A 2,939-nucleotide genomic window follows, 5' to 3' on the forward strand; every position below is an offset into this window, starting at 1 on the left:
TTTTAGTTTGGTTAAGTTAGAAAGGGCGCACGGTGGATGCCTTGACACTAGGAGTCGATGAAGGACGGGACTAACGCCGATATGCTTCGGGGAGCTGTAAGTAAGCTTTGATCCGAAGATTTCCGAATGGGGAAACCCACCATACGTAATGGTATGGTATCCTTACCTGAATACATAGGGTAAGGAAGACAGACCCAGGGAACTGAAACATCTAAGTACCTGGAGGAAGAGAAAGCAAATGCGATTTCCTGAGTAGCGGCGAGCGAAACGGAACATAGCCCAAACCAAGAGGCTTGCCTCTTGGGGTTGTAGGACATTCTATACGGAGTTACAAAGGAACGAGGTAGACGAAGCGACCTGGAAAGGTCCGTCGTAGAGGGTAACAACCCCGTAGTCGAAACTTCGTTCTCTCTTGAATGTATCCTGAGTACGGCGGAACACGTGAAATTCCGTCGGAATCTGGGAGGACCATCTCCCAAGGCTAAATACTCCCTAGTGATCGATAGTGAACCAGTACCGTGAGGGAAAGGTGAAAAGCACCCCGGAAGGGGAGTGAAAGAGATCCTGAAACCGTGTGCCTACAAATAGTCAGAGCCCGTTAATGGGTGATGGCGTGCCTTTTGTAGAATGAACCGGCGAGTTACGATCCCGTGCGAGGTTAAGCTGAAGAGGCGGAGCCGCAGCGAAAGCGAGTCTGAATAGGGCGTTTAGTACGTGGTCGTAGACCCGAAACCAGGTGATCTACCCATGTCCAGGGTGAAGTTCAGGTAACACTGAATGGAGGCCCGAACCCACGCACGTTGAAAAGTGCGGGGATGAGGTGTGGGTAGCGGAGAAATTCCAATCGAACCTGGAGATAGCTGGTTCTCCCCGAAATAGCTTTAGGGCTAGCCTTAAGTGTAAGAGTCTTGGAGGTAGAGCACTGATTGAACTAGGGGTCCTCATCGGATTACCGAATTCAGTCAAACTCCGAATGCCAATGACTTATCCTTAGGAGTCAGACTGCGAGTGATAAGATCCGTAGTCAAGAGGGAAACAGCCCAGATCGCCAGCTAAGGTCCCAAAGTGTGTATTAAGTGGAAAAGGATGTGGAGTTGCTTAGACAACTAGGATGTTGGCTTAGAAGCAGCCACCATTTAAAGAGTGCGTAATAGCTCACTAGTCGAGTGACTCTGCGCCGAAAATGTACCGGGGCTAAATACACCACCGAAGCTGCGAATTGATACCAATGGTATCAGTGGTAGGGGAGCGTTCTAAGTGCAGTGAAGTCAGACCGGAAGGACTGGTGGAGCGCTTAGAAGTGAGAATGCCGGTATGAGTAGCGAAAGACGGGTGAGAATCCCGTCCACCGAATGCCTAAGGTTTCCTGAGGAAGGCTCGTCCGCTCAGGGTTAGTCAGGACCTAAGCCGAGGCCGACAGGCGTAGGCGATGGACAACAGGTTGATATTCCTGTACCACCTCTTTATCGTTTGAGCAATGGAGGGACGCAGAAGGATAGAAGAAGCGTGCGATTGGTTGTGCACGTCCAAGCAGTTAGGCTGATAAGTAGGCAAATCCGCTTATCGTGAAGGCTGAGCTGTGATGGGGAAGCTCCTTATGGAGCGAAGTCTTTGATTCCCCGCTGCCAAGAAAAGCTTCTAGCGAGATAAAAGGTGCCTGTACCGCAAACCGACACAGGTAGGCGAGGAGAGAATCCTAAGGTGTGCGAGAGAACTCTGGTTAAGGAACTCGGCAAAATGACCCCGTAACTTCGGGAGAAGGGGTGCTTTCTTAACGGAAAGCCGCAGTGAATAGGCCCAAGCGACTGTTTAGCAAAAACACAGGTCTCTGCGAAGCCGTAAGGCGAAGTATAGGGGCTGACACCTGCCCGGTGCTGGAAGGTTAAGGAGAGGGGTTAGCGTAAGCGAAGCTCTGAACTGAAGCCCCAGTAAACGGCGGCCGTAACTATAACGGTCCTAAGGTAGCGAAATTCCTTGTCGGGTAAGTTCCGACCCGCACGAAAGGTGTAACGATTTGGGCACTGTCTCAACCAGAGACTCGGTGAAATTATAGTACCTGTGAAGATGCAGGTTACCCGCGACAGGACGGAAAGACCCCGTGGAGCTTTACTGTAGCCTGATATTGAATTTTGGTACATTTTGTACAGGATAGGCGGGAGCCATTGAAACCGGAGCGCTAGCTTCGGTGGAGGCGCTGGTGGGATACCGCCCTGAATGTATTGAAATTCTAACCTACGGGTCTTATCGACCCGGGAGACAGTGTCAGGTGGGCAGTTTGACTGGGGCGGTCGCCTCCTAAAGTGTAACGGAGGCGCCCAAAGGTTCCCTCAGAATGGTTGGAAATCATTCGTAGAGTGCAAAGGCATAAGGGAGCTTGACTGCGAGACCTACAAGTCGAGCAGGGACGAAAGTCGGGCTTAGTGATCCGGTGGTTCCGCATGGAAGGGCCATCGCTCAACGGATAAAAGCTACCCCGGGGATAACAGGCTTATCTCCCCCAAGAGTCCACATCGACGGGGAGGTTTGGCACCTCGATGTCGGCTCATCGCATCCTGGGGCTGTAGTCGGTCCCAAGGGTTGGGCTGTTCGCCCATTAAAGCGGTACGCGAGCTGGGTTCAGAACGTCGTGAGACAGTTCGGTCCCTATCCGTCGTGGGCGTAGGAAATTTGAGAGGAGCTGTCCTTAGTACGAGAGGACCGGGATGGACGCACCGCTGGTGTACCAGTTGTTCTGCCAAGGGCATAGCTGGGTAGCTATGTGCGGAAGGGATAAGTGCTGAAAGCATCTAAGCATGAAGCCCCCCTCAAGATGAGATTTCCCATAGCGTAAGCTAGTAAGATCCCTGAAAGATGATCAGGTTGATAGGTTCGAGGTGGAAGCATGGTGACATGTGGAGCTGACGAATACTAATAGATCGAGGACTTAACCATATAATATG

General features: G+C 51.6%; 1 rRNA gene. It reads left to right on the forward strand.

Going from position 1 to position 2,939, the window contains the following annotated elements:
• Positions 1-9: 9 nt before the first annotated feature.
• Positions 10-2,931: ribosomal RNA gene (locus ILS93_RS28385) — 23S ribosomal RNA — on the forward strand.
• The last annotated feature ends 8 nt before the right edge of the window (positions 2,932-2,939 follow it).

Source organism: Bacillus sp. 16GRE42 (genome assembly GCF_019837435.1).
Lineage (GTDB): Bacteria > Bacillota > Bacilli > Bacillales > Bacillaceae_G > Bacillus_A > Bacillus_A wiedmannii.